Source organism: Paenibacillus sp. 2TAB23 (assembly GCF_052115165.1).
Classification (GTDB): domain Bacteria; phylum Bacillota; class Bacilli; order Paenibacillales; family Paenibacillaceae; genus Pristimantibacillus.
Genome location: NZ_JBFRGD010000017.1, coordinates 44,356 through 61,283, shown reverse-complemented (window position 1 = coordinate 61,283; position 16,928 = coordinate 44,356). Strand labels below are relative to the sequence as shown.

Here is a 16,928-nt window from a genome sequence, read left to right as displayed (position 1 = left end):
GAGGCTCGACGAATGACTAACACTTCATATCCGATAGACGAAATTATAGAGGATATAAGACTTTTTTTACCTAAACTTATTGAGGTTTGTGTGGAAGTTGAGGAGCTGCTTTATGCCCCCATGACGGAGCAATCGTGGGCTCAGTTCGGCGACATGGTCGAAGGAATGGATGATCTCTATAAAACATTGAATGACATTCACGTAGAGCTAGATGATGAAGCAAGCTACCATCCTATGCATGATTGCGTGATTCGTGCACTTGCCACTATAAAGGCTAAGTTTGGAGTCATGAACCTGAGCATGGACCAAGATGATTACATGGGTGCCGGTGAATGTATACGATTCGAGTTAATTCCCATATTTCAGCAGCTTGCTGCTGAGTTTGGAGATGTAAATAGTAAGCGGGAACAACGTTTTGCTGCCAATATGCAATATCTAAAGAGCAGCTACCCCAAGGTATATTCGCAGATCCATATACAGTTGATCGATCATCGCCATTACCATATTGCTTACGCAAGAAATGGAATGCCTACACTAAGCATATCCGCCGCTAATGGTAAGCCATTGCAGGTATACAGTCAATTTAATCCGGAGAACGAGGCTAAAACATGGATCAATAAAATGGCGGGTACCGCGCGAGAGAAGTCGAAGGTTCTGATGTATGGTTTCGGATATGGATACCATGCTAAAGAGTATGCAGCATTCTTCTCCGAGCACAGTCTATTTCTTTATGAACCCGACGTACAGGTGCTCCTCGCGGCAATGAGCGTTATAGACATAGAGCGCCTATTTGAAAGCTTGAATATAATCGGTTTTGCCGTCGGCACTTCGAAGGATGTTGTAGATGATATGCTGAAGAGTATTAACCAATTCAGCAATGATAGGTCTAATATTGTTGTTCTTCCCGTATATCGCAAGATCAAAGCGGAAGAGCTTAACGTGATTTATAGCTATGCAGAAAAAGCGATTATGGACCATAATAATGGTATTTATAATTTCAAGAAATTTGGACTCCTGTGGACCAAGAATAGCATGTATAACATCAAATCACTCCTGTCTTCTCCATCAATTGTGGCACTGGAGAATAAACTAGAGGGAGTGACCGCTGTTATCGTCGGAGCAGGTCCATCCGTAGAAGCAGATATTGAATACTTGCGAAAGCTTAAGGAGCATGCTTTCATTATTGCTGCAGGTACAGCGATCCAAACCTTGCTTCATTATGGGATACAACCGCATCTGATTGTTTCCATTGATGGGTCAGAGGGAAATTATAAAGCTTTCCAACCCMTTGATATCAATCATATTCCGCTGTTATATGCAGCGATGATCGATTATCGCATCATCGAACATCGGGAGAGCCGCTTGTTACATGTGCATCTTAAGAGTGATTCGACAATTGAGCATTTTATGGACAATTGCGGTGCGGAAAGCGTGATATTCAGAACAACACATTCCGTGACAGGAACTGCCGTCCAAGCGGCTATTTATATGGGCTGTAAGGAAATTGTATTTGCAGGACAGGATCTATCGTATTCCGGTAAGCAGGTGTATGCGAGTGGAGCAAAGCATTTATCTGCAGAACAAAATGATACGAGAATTAGGGAAGCGACGCTTCCAGTAGAAAATGTACAAGGAGCCATGAATCGGACGAGTAACGGAATGAAAGCTATGATGTACGATTTAGAGGAGCTCCTGTCGAAGTATCCTGGAATCCGTTTTGTTAATACGACACAATTGGGTGCAAAAATCAAGCACACAAGCTGGGAGCCAATGGGCGATGTTTTACAGCGGCTGGATAATCGGGTTATACAAGAGGATTTCTTCATCAAGGCATTGGTTGGTCTACAAAGCTATAGTAAAAAGCAGGTCTTGGAAATTTATGAAGGTATAGCTCAACTACCCGAGCAATTGAAGATATGTGAGAATCAATGTAGAAAAATTGTTAGCCAAATTGGTCTTCTCACAGGGCTAAGTAGAACGAATGTAAAGAAATGTTTGTCCACGATTACTGAAATTGATAGACAGTGGGAAACCGTTTCTACCAGCAATCCATTTAAGGGGTTATACATGAGGGCGTGTAGAGGCGAACTAAAACAATTTGAAGGTGAATTGTCGAAGCTGAATGCAGATACAACGCTGAGGGATCAAGTTATTTTTTATCGTAATAGTATGGAGCCTCTTATAAAAACGATGATCGACAGAAGTGCGGAGCTGATGGATATCGTTATGGAATCGAAGCAAAGAATAGAAACGGTTATAAACAATTGACATGATAAGACGGATAAGGAGCAAACTATGAGCAGCTATCGCAAAGTTTTGGTAACAGGGGCAGATGGTTTTATTGGATCACATTTGACAGAAGCATTGATTCGTCGCGGGTACGAGGTTCGTGCCTTTACCATGTACAATTCTTTCAATACGTGGGGATGGCTGGATCAGTGTGCAGAAGATGTTCGCGGGAAATTTGAAGTATTTGCAGGTGATATCCGTGATCCTTATGGTGTTAAGGAGGCGATGAAAGGCTGCGATGCAGTACTGCATTTAGCGGCACTTATAGCCATTCCCTACTCCTATCATTCCCCAGACACTTACATAGATACGAACATCAAGGGTACTTTAAATGTATTACAGGCAGGCCGTGAACTACACGTTTCTAAAATTATTCACACCTCCACAAGCGAGGTTTATGGTACGGCAAGATTCGTACCGATTACAGAGGAGCATCCTTTGCAGGGACAATCGCCATATAGCGCAACAAAGATTGCCGCAGATCAGCTAGCTTTGTCTTTCTATCGCTCCTTTCAAACGCCTGTGGGCATTATAAGACCTTTTAATACATACGGGCCCCGTCAGTCTGCGAGAGCCGTTATTCCAACTATTATTACTCAGATTGCATCGGGCTATAAACAAATTAAATTGGGAACCATTCATCCAACCAGGGATTTCAATTATGTTCTGGACACAGTAAATGGCTTTATTGCAATGCTAGAGTCGAATAACAGTATCGGAGAGGAAATTAATATCGGCAGCAATTATGAAATTTCCATAGGCGATACGGCTAAACTCATCAGCGAGGTCATGAACAAGAATATTGAGATTGTAAGCGAAGAAGCGCGATTTAGGCCTGAGAAAAGCGAAGTGGAACGGTTATGGGCTGACAATTCGAAAGCTGAACGTCTTCTAGACTGGACCCCTGAATTCGGAGGGCTTCAAGGCTTTCGGCAAGGAATCGAAAAAACGGTGCAATGGTTTACGGATCATAACAATTTGTCGAGATACAAGGCCGACCAATATAATATATAGATATAAGATAGGAGGCCTTGCAATGAGTAATGAACATTTGCCAACGGTAATCTTGGAGACTCTTCAGCAAGTACTTTCTAATCCCAAAAACTTTACGGCTCTGCATGAGCCGACGTTCCAGGGAAGTGAATGGGAATATGTAAAGGCATGTCTAGATACTGGATGGGTATCCTCCGTAGGGAAATACGTTGACCAATTCGAGCGTGAGCTCGCAGAATATACAGGCTCACCTTATGCTATTGCTGTCATGAATGGTACCTCGGCTCTGCATATCAGCTTGCTACTGGCAGGCGTTCAGGCTAATGATGAGGTGCTTATTCCATCCTTAACCTTCGTTGCAACTGCAAATGCAGTCTCTTATTGCAATGCTATTCCCCATCTCATTGACGTAGCAAGTGAAACAATGGGTTTAGATCCAGTTAAGTTGGACCAGTATTTGCAAGAGATTGTACATGTTAAAACGGATGGATTTGCTTATAACAGGCAAACGGGACGTAGAATCTCAGTAGTGGTTCCCATGCACACGTTTGGGCACCCGGTTGAATTAGATGCTCTAGTAGAGGTGTGCGAAAGATATCGGCTGGTGATGGTCGAAGACGCGGCAGAATCACTTGGCTCTTACTATAAAGGCCGCCATACAGGGACCTATGGCAAATTGGCGGCATTGAGCTTTAATGGCAATAAAATTATTACAACCGGTGGCGGCGGCGCTGTTCTTACAGCGGATGAAGGGATAGCGAAAAGAGTAAAGCATTTGACGACAACCGCCAAAATTCCGCATCGTTGGGCTTTTCAGCATGACGAGACAGCATTTAATATGCGGATGCCTAATTTGAATGCCGCTTTGGGCTGTGCACAATTAGAACAGCTGCCAGATTTTCTAACAAGAAAACGTAAGCTTGCACAGCGGTATAAAGAATCGTTGCTGCAAGTAGACGGTGTAAGGTGGTTCGAAGAACAGAATCATGTTTCAAGCAATTACTGGCTGAATGCCATTGTACTGGATCAGTCTGATGAGCGATTAAGAAACCAAATTCTGGATGCGACGAACGAAGCGGGCATTATGACTCGGCCAATATGGACTCCCATGCACCGTTTGCAAATGTATCAGGATTGCCCCCGGATGGATTTGAGCACCACTGAAGAGTTGGAAATGCGAGTCATTAATATTCCAAGCGGTGTGACATTAATGGAGTGAGGGAGAAAACAAAGTGAGGAAAATATGCGTTGTTACAGGCTCTCGCGCTGAATACGGCTTACTATATCCCCTATTGAAAGAGATAGAGGCAGATCCGGATCTGAAACTGCAGCTAGCCGTAACAGGCATGCATCTGGCTCCAGAGTTTGGGAACACATACAAAGAGATTTTGGATGATGGTTTTCATATTGATGAAAAGGTTGAGATGTTACTATCTAGCGATACGCGAGTCGGGGTTACCAAATCAATGGGTTTAGGTCTGATTGGCTTTGCTGATGTGCTCAACCGTTTAAATCCGGATATCGTTGTGCTGCTCGGTGATCGCTTTGAAACAATGGTAGCTGCACAAGCCGCGATGATCGCTAACATCCCTATTGCTCATCTCCATGGGGGAGAAAGCACGGAGGGGGTTGTGGATGAAGCCATTAGACACTCGATTACAAAGATGTCACATCTGCATTTTGTTTCAACAGAAAAATATCGTAATAGAGTCATACAACTAGGGGAGCACCCAGATCGCGTTTATAACGTGGGCGCTATAGGGCTAGATAATGTTCGGCAATTAAAATTGCTTTCCCGAAAAGAGTTTGAAGCTTCAATTGATTTTAAATTGGGAGCCGTGAACTTTTTAGTTACCTATCATCCACTAACGCTCAAGCAAGCAAGCTCTGAGGAGCTGACAACAGCCTTGTTAGAGGCTTTAGACTATTTTAAACATGCCAATATCATTTTCACTAAACCGAATGCGGATACAAATGGTAGAATTATTGGCCATATGATAGATGATTACACTCAAAAAAACATTGGGCGTACCGTAAGTTTCCAGTCACTTGGTAAACTAAGATATTTGAGCGCATTGCAATATGTTGATGTTGTAATTGGGAACTCTTCTAGCGGGATTATTGAAGTCCCTATGTTTAAAAAGCCAACAATCGATATTGGTAACCGGCAAAAAGGTAGACTAAAGGGATCAACAATAATAGAAACCTCAGAGCAGAGTGCAGATATTATTAAGTCAATATCACAAGCACTCGATCCACTCTTTTTAAAATCAAATGTTGAAGAGGCCGTGTCCTTATATGGGGATGGAATGACTGCCAAGAAAGTGAAACACGTTTTGAGGCATGTCGATATAGACGGAATAATTAACAAAAAGTTTTATGAGGTTGAATTGTAAAATGGAAGCCAACAATCGTTTTGATTTGTTGTGAGCAGTGTACTCCATGGACTGGATACATTCTTTAATCTATAACAGAAGTTTGAATGCGTAACGTAGAGTGAAGTATCGCATCATAATCCATATGCGCAAGAAGTTAAAGGAGGTAATTGAATGAGTGTTTATATTATTGCTGAGGCTGGCGTTAATCATAACGGTTCGCTTCAATTGGCTAAGAAACTCGTTCATGCAGCGGCTGCAGCTGGTGCGGATGCTGTGAAGTTTCAAACCTTTCAGGCAGATAAACTCGTCAGCAGACATGCAGCCAAAGCGGACTACCAGCAAAAAACGACGGATGCGGAAGAATCGCAACTGGAGATGATACGCAGGCTCGAGTTGTCTGCGGAAGATCACGTAGAGCTTATGAATGAGTGTCAAATGGCCGGGATTGAATTTTTGTCGACACCGTTTGATTTATCGAGTCTCAAGCTGCTGACAGAGCAATTAGGCTTGCGAACATTAAAAATATCTTCAGGAGATATTACAAACCTTCCTCTTCTACATCAAGCAGGCAAAAGCGGTGCCAACGTTATATTATCTACCGGAATATCAATACTCGGGGAGATCGAAGAGGCGTTAGGTGCTTTGGCTTTTGCTTATTTGGGAAATGTGACCCCCCCTTCGTTACTTGGTTTCAGGGAGGCTTATTGTTCAGAGGAAGGACAGGTGTTGCTGCGCAAGAAAGTGACCCTTCTACATTGCACAACAGATTATCCAACTGCATATGGTGATGTTCACTTGAACAAAATGATTACCTTGCGCCAAGCATTTGGTCTACTTACAGGATATTCTGATCACACCATTGGTGCAGAGGTATCGGTATCCGCTGTTGCATTAGGAGCTACTGTCATTGAAAAGCACTTCACGTTAGATAAAATGATGGAAGGTCCTGACCATTTGGCATCAATGGAGCCTGAAGAGCTGCGCGGATTAGTTAGCCAAATTCGCAATGTAGAGTTGGCGATGGGAATATCTAATAAAATCCCGGCGGCATCGGAGCTGCGCAACGTGAATCCAGTCCGTAAAAGTATAGTTGCCGCACTGCCGATTGCCATTGGGGAAAAAATGACAGAAGCCAATCTTACTTTAAAAAGGCCAGGCAATGGTTTGCCTCCATCCGCGTACTGGAGTTTGCTTGGCAAACAGGCGAGCAGAGCGTATAATGCGGATGATTTAATTGATTAAAATCACGCTTAATAGGGCTTTTGCATTAAATTATAGAATGATTTACCAAACCGCAATGAGCTATATTCTTGCGGTTTTTCTTATTTTATAACGAGCGCTTACCGATATATAGAGTACAGGCTAGGGCTAAGAGGGGGACTAAAAATGAAACAGATTGATAAACTATTAATTTCACCACACGCCTCCATATTGGAGGCTCTACATATTATTGATAAAGGCACCGTTCAAATTGCACTTGTTGTTGATACCGATAGACGTCTGATTGGAACGATAACAGATGGTGATATCCGCAGGGGGATATTAAGGGGAATCGATTTAAATAGCGAAGTAAATCTAATTATGAAAACAGATCCAATCACCTCGCTTGAGGCGGACAGTAAAGATATTGTTTTTGCAAAGATGAAGAACTATAACTTAAAACAAATACCGATAACTGATGCGAATGGGAAGATCTTGCGCTTAGAATTGCTGGGTGAGATCATTAAGCTTGAACGCAGCGACAACTGGGTTGTATTAATGGCTGGCGGGTTAGGGACAAGGCTGGGCGAATTAACTAGGGACTGTCCTAAGCCGTTATTAAAAGTTGGCAGCAAGCCGATTCTTGAAGTAATATTGGAGAACTTCATCTCAAACGGGTTCTACCGGTTTATTATATCGGTTAACTATAAAGCAGATATGATTATGGAGTATTTCGGAAATGGATTGAAGTGGGGCGTTGAAATTATATATCTGCAGGAGAATAAACGGTTAGGTACTGCAGGGGCGTTAAGCTTGCTACCGTTCATACCAGACAAGCCTATACTTGTAATGAATGGCGATTTACTGACGAAAGTCAATTTTCAACAATTACTTGATTTTCATTTAGATACAAGGGCAAAAGCTACAATGTGTGTCAGGGAATACGAGTTTCAAGTACCTTATGGTGTTGTGAAGGTGGATAATTATAGACTTCAAAGCATAGAAGAGAAGCCCGTTCAACAATTTTTTATTAGCGGTGGAATCTATGTGATTTCTCCTGAGGTGCTGCAGTATATTCCTGAGCAAACCTTTTATGATATGCCTTCATTGTTCGAAAAGCTGCTGCAGCTTAATGCACCAACTTCAGCATTTCCGATTCGAGAATATTGGATGGATATCGGCAGATTGGATGACTTTGAACGAGCGAATAGCGAATATTTAGAAGGGATCTTTTAATATGATAAATGAGAAAAAGGTTTTGGCCATTATTCCTGCTAGAGGAGGCTCAAAGGGGGTTCCTGGTAAAAATATTCATAACCTTGCTGGAAAACCACTTATAGCATGGACGATCGAAGAGGCCAATAAATCGGTTTACATAGATCGAGCCATTGTTTCTTCTGATGATGATGCCATTATACAAGCAGCCGTCGCATATGGAGGAGATGTCCCTTTTATTCGTCCAGCAAGCTTGGCACAAGATGATACGTCCGGAATCTCACCGATTCTGCACGCCATCGATCAAATCCCTGGTTATGACTATGTTGTTCTCCTACAGCCTACGTCACCTCTTAGGAATTACAATGACATTGATGAATGCATTGAGTTGTTTGTTGCTTCTGCCGCCACAGCAGCTGTATCGGTGACTAAGCAAGAGAAGAGTCCTTACTGGATGTTTGAATTAAATGAAGAAAATAGAATGAAACCTTTAATGGGCGAGTCAATAGTCGTACCGAGGCAGAACTTACCTAAAGTTTTTTCTCTTAATGGTGCTATTTATATTTCTAGTATCGAGCAATTGAAGCAGACAGAATCGTTTTTGACGGAAGAGACGGTAGCCTATGTTATGCCGACTGAAAGATCCATCGATATTGACACCTTAACAGATTTCCGTATGTGTGAAATCTTACTTGAGAGTAGTGCCAGCAAAGCGATCGCGGAACGTTAAATGTCGAATGTTGGCATGGCTTTTTTCTATATACAATTTTTTCTCACTCACTAAAAGGAAGAGATTTTATTGTCGATCATGTCGAAGGATATAGATAAGGGCGATATTTAGCAGAAGTATGAAAAGCGTTTGAGGATCAGCAACGAATCAAGATTTACTATGACCATTATCGAATATTGTAGGATGAAAGTGCGACTGTGTTTTTAAGAGCTATATCATGTACATTAGCTAAAACATTGGAGTGAATCCGCTTACAACAAATTGTTTGACAATTCCGTGAAGTCGGTGTTATAGTCAAATTGTGGGTTATACGAAGAGATGCCTCACAGTATTTGAAGATGAAGGGAATGTTTGCACATGCAAGGTAAAGTTAAATGGTTTAACGCAGAAAAGGGTTATGGATTTATCGAGACTGAGCAAGGCGGCGACGTATTTGTTCATTTCTCCGCTATCCAAACCGAAGGTTTCAAAACACTCGAAGAAGGCCAATCCGTGGAGTTCGATATTGTTGAAGGCGCTCGTGGACCACAAGCAGCTAACGTAGTTAAACTGTAATCATTCGGCTGATCCAGCCAACTTATATTTTGGATCATCACATATGCATTTAACGTCAGCTCCGGGTAACCGGGGCTTTTTTTTGTGCCTGGTCGGGCGATTCAGAATCTTTTAAGCAAGGCATTACTTTGGATACATCAATCTATTAGTTCCATAATACTATTTATCTGAAAATTCGAAATAAAACAAAAACTATTTTGATCTCAGCGTTTGCATATGCTATAATAAGACCATGTAAAGGAGGAGTTCCCCATGAACTACAACATTCGAGGTCAACACTTTCAAGTGACAGACGCATTGAGAGACTACGTCGAAAAAAAACTCAGCCGATTGGATAAATATTTTGAAGCACCAATCACCTCCGACATTAATGTGACACTATCGGTCACCAAAGGTAAGCATGCAGTTGAGGTGACCATTCCGCTCACCGGCGTTATGCTAAGAGCCGAGGAGAAAAGCGAGGATATGTACGCATCGATTGACGTCGTTGCGGACAAACTCGAACGACAAATTCGCAAACATAAAACGAAAGTAAATCGTAAATTCCGCCAAGGCAGCGGGGTTCGCGCACTGTTTAAGGAAGAAGGCTCAGCAGTGGGCATTCTTGAGGAAGAGGATGATTTGGAGCTGGTACGGACCAAACGCTTCGCGCTCAAGCCGATGGATGTGGAGGAAGCGATTTTACAGATGAATATGGTAGGACATAGCTTCTTCGTCTTCTCCAATGTAGACAACAAGGAAATCAGTGTTGTATACAAAAGAAGCGATGGCAAATATGGATTAATTGAGCAAGGCTAAGCGCCATTATACTTAACATCGAAGGGCCTTTTCTCCGATAAGGAGAGAGGCTTTTTCTTTTACACGTATCCTCGTTGCGGCGGTGTCGACAAACTGATACAATTTAATGCAAAGAGGCGTAATTACGAAAGGGGAATTCCATGCTCGGATTAGTGAAGAAGATATTTGGTGACCATAACGAGCGCGAGGTAAAACGGCTCCAGCGGACGGTTGATGAAATAAATGCGATAGAGTCGAAGTACACGGCTTTATCCGATGAAGCGCTGCGCGCAAAGACAGAAGAATTTAAAGCGAGAATTGAAAAAGGTGAGACACTGGACAAGATTCTGCCAGAAGCTTTTGCAACGGTTAGAGAGGCTTCCAAGCGTACGCTTGGTATGCGTCACTTCGATGTACAGCTGCTAGGCGGAATGGTTCTTCATGAAGGCAAGATCGCGGAGATGAGAACGGGTGAAGGTAAAACGCTGGTAGCTACGCTGCCGGTCTATCTGAACGCGCTGCTCGGCAAAGGCGTACACGTCATTACCGTCAATAATTACTTGGCACAGCGCGATAGTGAGCTGATGGGCCAGCTTTACGGCTTCCTAGGTATGACGGTCGGCTGCAATCTTCACGGCTTGTCGCATGACGAGAAGCAAGAGGCTTATGCTTGCGACATTACGTACGGAACGAACAATGAGTTCGGATTCGACTATTTGCGAGACAACATGGTGTTGTACAAGGAACAAATGGTACAGCGTCCGCTTTATTTTGCCATTATCGATGAAGTGGATTCCATCTTGGTCGACGAAGCGCGGACACCGCTTATTATATCCGGTCAAGCCGCGAAATCGACTGAGCTTTATTTTGCCGCAGACCGCTTTATTGGCCGCTTGAAGCCTGAAGAGGACTTCACGATTGATATTAAGCTGCGCAGCGTTATGCTGACGGAATCAGGCGTTGAGAAGACAGAGAAGGCGTTCCAAATTGAGAACTTATTCGACCATGCGAATGTTACGCTAAACCACCATGTTCAGCAGGCACTCAAAGCCAACTTCATTATGAAGCGCGACGTGGATTACGTTGTGGAGGAAGAAGAGGTTGTCATCGTCGATGAGTTTACGGGCCGTCTGATGTCTGGACGCCGTTACAGCGACGGCTTGCATCAAGCGATTGAGGCAAAGGAACAGCTGAAGGTTCAGAACGAGAGCATGACGCTTGCGACGATTACGTTCCAGAACTATTTCCGTATGTACCGCAAGCTTGCGGGCATGACAGGTACGGCGAAAACAGAGGAAGAAGAGTTCAAGCGTATTTACGGTCTTGACGTTATTCAAGTGCCTACGAACCGTTCCATGATCCGTAAGGACATAGCCGACGTTGTCTACAAGTCCGAGAACGGCAAGTTTAAAGCAGTTGTTGAAGAAATTGTCGAGCGCCACAGCAAGAACCAACCGGTGCTGGTCGGTACAATCTCTATCGAGAACTCGGAGAAGCTATCCGATATGCTGAAACGCCGCGGCGTTACGCATAAGGTGCTTAACGCGAAGTTCCATGCGGAGGAAGCGGAAATTATTTCGCGCGCGGGACAAGCGGGCTCCGTGACGATCGCAACGAACATGGCCGGCCGTGGTACGGATATTTTGCTTGGCGATCAGGTTGCTGATCTTGGAGGCTTGCATATTATCGGTACGGAACGCCATGAGAGCCGTCGGATCGATAACCAGCTGCGCGGCCGTGCCGGACGTCAAGGCGATCCAGGTTCCTCGCAGTTCTACCTATCGCTTGAAGATGAGCTTATGCGCCGCTTCGGCTCTGAGAACATAATGGGCATGATGGATAAGCTGGGCCTTGATGAGGATCAGCCGATCGAAAGCCGTATGATCTCAAGAGCGATCGAATCCGCACAGAAACGCGTTGAGGGCAATAACTTCGACATTCGTAAGGTTGTCCTTCAATATGATGATGTTATGAACCAACAGCGTGAGGTTATCTATAAACAGCGCCGCGATATTCTGGGTTCGGAGAACATCCGCCAAGAAGTGATGGATATGCTTAAGCCTGTTATTGAGCGCATCGTAGAAGCGCATTGCTCGGAGGATATTCCGGAGGAGTGGGATCTTCAAGCAATCGTGGATTATGCGCATGCGACATTCCTGAACGAGGGATCTTTGACCAAGGAAGAGATTTGGGGCAAAGAAAAGGAAGAAATCGTTGAGTATATCCTTGCTGAGGTCGTAGCTTCATACGATGAACGTGAGGAAGAGCTTGGCGCGGAAACGATGCGTGAATTCGAGAAGGTTGTCGTGCTGCGCGCAGTAGACAGCAAGTGGATGGATCACATCGATGCGATGGATCAGCTTCGCCAAGGTATCCATTTGCGTGCATACGGCGGCACGGATCCGCTTCGCGAATACCAGTTCGAAGGCTTCGAGATGTTCAAGGAAATGATCGAGAGCATCCAAGAGGAAGTTGCGAGATATATCATGAAGGCACGCGTAGAGAGCAATTTAGAGCGCCAAGAGGTTGCTCAGGGCCAAACGACGACGACAAGCGGCGGCGGAGAGGCAATGGAGAAACGTCCGGCTAAGCGCGAGGAGCGCGTTGGACGTAACGATGTTTGCCCTTGCGGCAGCGGCAAGAAGTATAAGCTTTGCCACGGCAAGTAAGGAACGGCGTTCGAAGGCACGGCATAGTGTAGAGAACGAACAATTATTTTGAGGTGAAGCGGACGCTATGATAGACATAACGGTTAAACAAGACCTGCGTGAAATGGCTAAGCGGCTCCAAGAGCTCAGGGGGTCTCTTTGACTTAGATCTTAAACAAGAGATCATCGCCAATTTCGAGGAGAAAATGACGCTTCCTGATTTCTGGGATGATAATGAGAAAGCGCAAGGCGTCATTGCGGAGTTAAATGCAGTGAAGTCAGTCGTAGACCATTATGATGGGCTGAATGGTGAGCAAGAAGACCTGCAAATGATGCTGGAGTTGGCGGAAGAGGAAAGCGATGAGTCGCTGGCTGCGGACGTTGTAAGCGGCGTAGAGAAGCTTATGCGCAAGATCAGCGAATTCGAGCTGCAATTGCTTCTTAACCAGCCGTATGACAAGCTCAATGCCATTCTTGAGCTGCATCCTGGCGCGGGCGGGACCGAGTCGCAAGACTGGGGACTGATGCTGTACCGCATGTACACGCGCTGGGCAGAGAAAAGCGGTTTCAAGGTAGAACTGCTTGACTATCTGCCTGGTGACGAGGCTGGAATCAAGAGCGTCACAATACTGGTTAAAGGCTTCAATGCCTATGGGTATTTAAAAGCGGAAAAAGGCGTGCACAGGCTTGTTCGCATTTCGCCATTCGATTCCGCTGGCCGACGTCATACGTCATTCGCTTCATGCGATGTCGTTCCTGAAATCGACGACAGCATCGAGATTGAGATTCGCTCGGAGGATTTGAAGGTAGATACGTACCGTGCGAGTGGAGCGGGCGGCCAGCACGTCAATAAGACAGAATCAGCTATCCGCATCACGCATATTCCTTCTGGAATAGTGGTAGCGTGCCAGCAGGAACGCTCGCAGATTCAGAACCGGGAGAGGGCGATGAAGATGCTGCGCTCCAAGCTGTATGATCGAAAAATCGAGGAGCAGATGAAGCATCTTGCCGAAATTCGCGGTGATCAGTCTGAGATTGCTTGGGGCAGTCAAATCCGTTCTTACGTATTCCATCCTTACAGCATGGTCAAGGACCACCGGACGTCGGTTGAGACAGGCAATGTTGGCGCCGTGATGGATGGAGATATAGATGCGTTTATTGACGGTTATTTGCGCCATCAGATTCGTCATGATTAAAGAATAGGATTAGGGGAAGAGTTCCGACACGTTCTGCGTGTGGAGCTCTTCTTTTTGCGAAAATCAGCTTGCGAGGAGATATATGGCATGAGCGCTAGTACAGTGAAAAGAAGAAAAAACGGGCCGAGGATGAGCCCGCGCGCCCAATCGGTATGGAGCATTGCCCAGCTTCTGATCGGTTCTATTATTGTGGCGATCAGCTTCAATATGTTTATGGTTCCCAACGGCATTGCTTCGGGAGGCGTATCCGGCGTTTCGATACTGGTTCAACGAATAGCGAATATCACGCCTGCCATTACGCAATGGGCGATCAATATTCCATTGTTTATCGCAGGTCTCTGGCTGCTCGGTAAACGGTTTGGTGCGAAAACAGCGCTTGGTTCCATCATATTGCCTTTGTTTGTTTTACTGACAGACGGATTCCAGTCTCCGACCGATAATCCGCTGCTAGCGGCTATTTATGGCGGCATTGGAGTTGGGCTTGGCCTCGGTCTTGTCTTTCGCGGGGGCGCCTCAACGGGCGGTCTGGACCTAGCGGCACAAATATTGCATCGCTATACGGGCTTGCCACTGAGCTTAGCCATTGTGTGCTTCGATGGCTGCGTGATTGTAGCTGCAGGTTTCATCATATCGCCTGAGGTCGCCTTATACGCATTGATTGGCTTGTTCGTGACGAGCAAGACGATTGATTTCGTGCAAAGCGGGCTGCAGCTGTCCAAGGTGGCGTTCATCATAAGCGATTATTCGGAAGAGGTTAGTACTGCCATACTGAATGATTTGGATCGTGGCTTGACGAGGTTAGACGGCCATGGCGGGTATACGGGTGCAGAGCGTACTGTTCTTATGGTAGTGGTGGGGCAGAACGAGGTTCCAAAGCTGAAGCAGCTGGTAAGAGCGATTGATCCTGGTGCTTTCGTTATCATTAGCAATACGGCTGAGGTATTGGGGCAGGGCTTTAAACTGGAGAACTAGCTAAGATGGAGCGGTAGCGGTGAAAGAGAATATAAAGGATACAAGAAATGGCTGCCGTTGAATGGCAAGACGGGCTTGTATCCTCATAGGATCTCAAGTATTCGATTACTTTCGTTTTAGTTTTTCAATTTCCGTTTTAAGATTAAGCTGCTCTCGATTCAGAATATCAATCCCGAAGCTGTGCGTATTCAATTCAGCTGTTACTTTGCGCTCGAAGCTTGCCTGTCCGGAATCGAGTCGTTTTGAAATCTCGAGCGTTTCCAGCGCAGCCTGACGAATCAGAGGAATATCAACGACGAGTGCTTCGATTTGATGCAGACGTTGGTTAGTTGTTTGCTGCTCGACCTTTAAATCGCTGAGTGTATGCCGCATGCTCTGCTGCTCTTCTTTGACCTCGCTTAATGTACGCTCCATGTTCTGCTGTCCGTCTCTCAATGAGCTTAACTCATTTAGAATTTGCTGCAAAATGTTCTCTCCCATACTTAAGTCACCTCCATTTTAAATGAATAGCTGTTTAGCTTGGTGTGGCGCCGTCCATTTTTCTCTCGTTGAAATTAGTATATCATTTCTGCTACTCGTATGATAACATAAAAATGAGAACATTTGTTCTGTTTTATGAATATATTTATCCTTTTAAAGTTGAATATTGGATAAAAAATAGCCACAATTGTTCGTTGTATTATTATGAATTGAAATGTATAATAATACGAATAAACATGCATATTTCCATCAACTGCCGAATGTTGTACAATTATAAGTTGAAGAAGAAGACAACCTTTTCGCTTGCGGAAAGAGCAATAGATACAGCTGCGGCGCGGTTATTATTGAGCCAGCGGCATTTCGTTTCGAGGAGAGATCAATATGGGCACAAAAGTGAAAGTAGCAATTATTGGATCAACCGGCTATGGCGGCGTAGAGCTTATCCGTTTGCTGGCTTCCCACCCGCTTGCAGAGGTGACATCGGTCATTTCGTCTTCTAGCGCAGGTACGCCAATCACGGAAGGATATCCGCATCTGACCGGTATTCGCGAGGAGCTACTAGATGATGTAGATCCGGCAGCAATCAAGGCTAAAGCAGATGTTGTGTTTTTGGCAACGCCAGCCGGTGTAGCAGCGAAGCTAGTGCCAGCGTTGCTTGAGGCAGGTCTGAAAATTGTGGACTTGTCCGGTGATTTCCGATTGAAGTCGCCTGCATTGTATGAGCAATGGTATAAAAAGCCTGCAGCGGATGAAGCTTACTTGAAGCAGGCGGTATTCGGCTTGGCCGAAATTTATGGAGACCAAGTGCTGAACGCTCCATTCATTTCGAATCCCGGATGTTATCCGACAGCAACTCTGCTAGGCCTCATTCCGGCAGTTAAAGCGGGATGGATTGATCCCTCCACTATTATTATTGATGCTAAGTCCGGGGTATCCGGGGCAGGGCGCGGCGCATCTTTAGGCACACATTATTCCGAGCTGAACGAAAACCTGAAGGCTTATAAATTAAACCAGCATCAGCATATCCCAGAGATTGAAATGGTGCTGTCGGACGCGGCGAGCAAACCGGTCGTGACGACCTTTACGACACATCTCGTACCGATGACGCGCGGTATTATGTCGACGATGTATGCTGCTGTGCAAGGCGAGCGGAGCTCAGCCGACTTCGTAGAGCTTTACCGTTCCTACTATGAAGGCCGCAAATTTGTACGTATTCGCTCAGAAGGCCAATGGCCGACGACGAAGGAAGTATGGGGCTCGAACTATTGCGATATCGGCTTTGCGGTTGACGAGCGTACGGGCCGGGTAACCATCGTGTCCGTCATTGACAACCTAGTTAAAGGAGCGGCAGGGCAAGCGATTCAAAACCTGAACCTCATGATGGGCTGGGATGAGACGCTAGGCTTGCAATTCGTTCCCGTTTATCCTTAAGCAGACTTAAATCATTTTTGAACTTATATTCCTATTCATACAGGTGAAGGAGAAACGATTTTAC

The 16,928-nt window shown here is 45.0% G+C and carries 14 protein-coding genes; 13 read left to right on the top strand and 1 reads right to left on the bottom strand.

Going from position 1 to position 16,928, the window contains the following annotated elements; all coding sequences use genetic code 11:
- Positions 1–12 precede the first annotated feature (12 nt).
- The 12 genes from AB4Z29_RS22050 (at position 13) to AB4Z29_RS21995 (ending at position 14,953) form a co-directional block, all read left to right on the top strand.
- On the top strand, positions 13–2,268 hold the full coding sequence (locus AB4Z29_RS22050; RefSeq protein WP_441945148.1) for a motility associated factor glycosyltransferase family protein: 2,256 nt from the start codon (positions 13–15) through the stop codon (positions 2,266–2,268).
- Between the two features lie 27 nt (positions 2,269–2,295).
- On the top strand, positions 2,296–3,303 hold the full coding sequence (locus AB4Z29_RS22045; protein ID WP_441945147.1) for an NAD-dependent 4,6-dehydratase LegB: 1,008 nt from the start codon (positions 2,296–2,298) through the stop codon (positions 3,301–3,303).
- Between the two features lie 22 nt (positions 3,304–3,325).
- Positions 3,326–4,501 carry a LegC family aminotransferase gene (locus tag AB4Z29_RS22040; protein ID WP_441945146.1) on the top strand — a complete coding sequence of 392 codons (1,176 nt, stop codon included), beginning with the start codon at positions 3,326–3,328 and terminating at the stop codon, positions 4,499–4,501.
- 13 nt (positions 4,502–4,514) lie between these two features.
- A complete protein-coding gene (neuC, locus tag AB4Z29_RS22035; RefSeq protein ID WP_441945145.1) occupies positions 4,515–5,678 on the top strand; it encodes a UDP-N-acetylglucosamine 2-epimerase in 1,164 nt (387 codons plus the stop codon).
- 153 nt (positions 5,679–5,831) lie between these two features.
- Positions 5,832–6,902, top strand: coding sequence for an N-acetylneuraminate synthase (gene neuB, locus AB4Z29_RS22030; protein WP_441945144.1), 1,071 nt, complete (start codon positions 5,832–5,834; stop codon positions 6,900–6,902).
- Positions 6,903–7,046: 144 nt separating this feature from the next.
- A complete protein-coding gene (locus AB4Z29_RS22025; RefSeq protein WP_441945143.1) occupies positions 7,047–8,096 on the top strand; it encodes a nucleotidyltransferase family protein in 1,050 nt (349 codons plus the stop codon).
- A gap of 1 nt (position 8,097) precedes the next feature.
- Positions 8,098–8,805 (top strand): acylneuraminate cytidylyltransferase family protein, encoded by a 708-nt coding sequence (locus AB4Z29_RS22020; RefSeq protein WP_441945142.1) that lies wholly within the window; start codon positions 8,098–8,100, stop codon positions 8,803–8,805.
- 357 nt (positions 8,806–9,162) lie between these two features.
- Positions 9,163–9,360 carry a cold-shock protein gene (locus tag AB4Z29_RS22015; RefSeq protein WP_028608231.1) on the top strand — a complete coding sequence of 66 codons (198 nt, stop codon included), beginning with the start codon at positions 9,163–9,165 and terminating at the stop codon, positions 9,358–9,360.
- A gap of 252 nt (positions 9,361–9,612) precedes the next feature.
- Positions 9,613–10,158 carry a ribosome hibernation-promoting factor, HPF/YfiA family gene (gene hpf, locus AB4Z29_RS22010; RefSeq protein ID WP_441945141.1) on the top strand — a complete coding sequence of 182 codons (546 nt, stop codon included), beginning with the start codon at positions 9,613–9,615 and terminating at the stop codon, positions 10,156–10,158.
- Between the two features lie 140 nt (positions 10,159–10,298).
- A complete protein-coding gene (gene secA, locus AB4Z29_RS22005) occupies positions 10,299–12,806 on the top strand; it encodes a preprotein translocase subunit SecA (protein ID WP_441945140.1) in 2,508 nt (835 codons plus the stop codon).
- 67 nt (positions 12,807–12,873) lie between these two features.
- Positions 12,874–13,981 (top strand): peptide chain release factor 2 gene (gene prfB / locus AB4Z29_RS22000; protein ID WP_441945139.1). Its coding sequence is split into 2 segments (ribosomal slippage): positions 12,874–12,945 and positions 12,947–13,981, totalling 1,107 coding nucleotides; the frame shifts between segments, so codons are not numbered across the junction.
- Positions 13,982–14,068: 87 nt separating this feature from the next.
- Entirely contained in the window at positions 14,069–14,953 is an 885-nt protein-coding gene (locus AB4Z29_RS21995) for a YitT family protein (RefSeq protein ID WP_441945138.1), read from the top strand.
- 105 nt (positions 14,954–15,058) lie between these two features.
- Here AB4Z29_RS21995 and AB4Z29_RS21990 read toward each other — a convergent pair whose 3' ends face one another.
- Positions 15,059–15,433 carry a hypothetical protein gene (locus AB4Z29_RS21990; RefSeq protein ID WP_441945137.1) on the bottom strand — a complete coding sequence of 125 codons (375 nt, stop codon included), beginning with the start codon at positions 15,431–15,433 and terminating at the stop codon, positions 15,059–15,061.
- Positions 15,434–15,814: 381 nt separating this feature from the next.
- On the opposite strand from AB4Z29_RS21990, the gene argC reads away from it, so the two are divergent.
- Entirely contained in the window at positions 15,815–16,864 is a 1,050-nt protein-coding gene (gene argC / locus AB4Z29_RS21985) for an N-acetyl-gamma-glutamyl-phosphate reductase (protein WP_441945136.1), read from the top strand.
- Positions 16,865–16,928 lie beyond the last annotated feature (64 nt).